We start from the raw sequence: 1,911 nt of genomic DNA, 5'->3' as shown, positions 1-1,911 counted from the left end.
AGTAATGAATCATCAATTCCAGGGTCACAATCTATTATTATTTTTTTCTTATTCATTACTGCTTCGCCTTCCCTTTTGTGTTTAGATCACAAATACAACGCTTACTCATCATATCTAATTCTCCACTATGATTCTATCTAAAAACATATATTATTAGATTTTTTTAATTTAAGTCTATGTTTTAAAACACATTATTTTAAAAGTTATCCACAAATTTTTTAATAATATAAATTCCTAAAGAATAAAAAAATAATCCTATTAAGTAGTTATTTTCTACTAAAATAGGATTATTTTTATTAAGCTCTGTTTTAAATATGTGTTGATATATGCAATAAGTAAAGTGACATTGTAATTGGACTTATTTAGCTAATCAACAACTTCTATTATATTATTTTCTACACCTATAATACTTTTTTTATTCAAAATATAATCTTCTATTATATTAATTGCATCCCTACTTATTACTTCTCCTGGACAAACTAAAGGTATTCCTGGTGGATATGGTATTATCATATTTTTAGATATTTTTCCTTCACTCTCTCCTACTTTGCGATAAGTTCCTTTTAATTTAAATACCTCATGTGGTTCTAATTTTTTATTTGGAACAAGATTATAATATTTAGCATTAACATCGCTATTATTTTTTAATACTTCTATATCTAAATTTTCTATGACCTTAAAAATATATTCAAAATCACCTTCAGTATTAAACGGAGATAATATTAAAACTACCCCTCTTGAAAAACTCATTTCAGCTTGTATTTTATTCTCTCTTAAATAATCCAGAAATTTATGTCCACTATACCCACTTGGTAATAACATTACATATCTTGTTATATCTATATCATATTCAAATTCTAAGTCTTCTTTAGAAAGTATATACGTTTTATTTAAAGAATTAATTTTATCTTTCCATATTTGGCAATTGCATATTAATTCTTTATAATCATTCACTCCATATTCATCTAAATAATGTCTTGAATAATCTAAAGAGGCCATAATTAAATATGATGGTGAAGTGCTCATAAAAGTTTTTAAATAAAACTCTATGCTTTCACTATCATTATTAACCAAAAGGTATGCCCCCTGTGTTAATGCTGGCAAAGTTTTATGTGCACTTAAAACAACATAATCAGCTAGATAATATATGTCTTTAGGTAACTTTTCACTTTGTCCAAAATGTGCTCCATGAGCCGCATCTATAATAATATTTAAATTTCTTTTCTTTAAATCTTTTAAAATTTCTTCTATATCATAAGTTATTCCAAAATAATTTGGATAAGTTAAAATTATTCCCTTAGGATTATTGCAGTTATCTACCGCCTTATATATGTTTTCTTTATTTGGAGGTAAAAATATATCTTTTTCAGTATCTACTATTGGTTCAATATATCTAACCTTTAGTTTTCTTAATATTAATGCATTGTATATAGATTTGTGACAATTTCTCTCTACTATAACCTCATCACCTTCATCAAATGCATCAAATATTGAAGCTAAATTTCCACAAGAGCTCCCATTCACTAAGAAATATGCTTTTTTTGAATTATAAGTTTTGCTAAGTAGCTCCTGAGCTTCCTTTATAACTCCTTCAGGACAATGAAGATTATCCAAAGGATCTACTTCGGTAATATCAAGAAATCCTAAATTTTTCGCAAATTCCTTTCCAATATCATCTCTTAAAAAACCTAAGCCAGCTTTATTACCAGGCATAGAAAGCAATAAATTCTTTTCTTTATGATATTTTATCAATTCATCTAACAATGGAATACGTTCTTTCATATTGTTCCCTTTCCTATATATATTTTAACTACTAGTTAATAGTGTAATATAAAGCTTGTGGACTGTGAAATTTACTTTAAGAACACTAATAATGAATATAGTCCAATTTTAGCTTGCTCCCAATATAAA

Annotated in this window: 2 protein-coding genes; both read right to left on the bottom strand. The window is 26.2% G+C overall.

Annotation, left to right across the window (positions count from 1 at the left end):
* Positions 1-196: 196 nt before the first annotated feature.
* Positions 197-328: a hypothetical protein gene (locus tag NG904_RS17675; RefSeq protein ID WP_502801469.1), complete on the bottom strand. Its 132-nt coding sequence runs from the start codon at positions 326-328 to the stop codon at positions 197-199.
* A 38-nt stretch (positions 329-366) separates the two neighbouring features.
* On the bottom strand, positions 367-1,782 hold the full coding sequence (locus tag NG904_RS16565) for an aminotransferase class I/II-fold pyridoxal phosphate-dependent enzyme (protein ID WP_252232811.1): 1,416 nt from the start codon (positions 1,780-1,782) through the stop codon (positions 367-369).
* Between the last annotated feature and the right edge of the window lie 129 nt (positions 1,783-1,911).

It is taken from the genome of Clostridium sp. ZBS15 (genome assembly GCF_023845705.1).
Taxonomy (GTDB): domain Bacteria; phylum Bacillota; class Clostridia; order Clostridiales; family Clostridiaceae; genus Clostridium; species Clostridium aquiflavi.
This window is presented reverse-complemented; position numbering and strand designations above follow the sequence as displayed.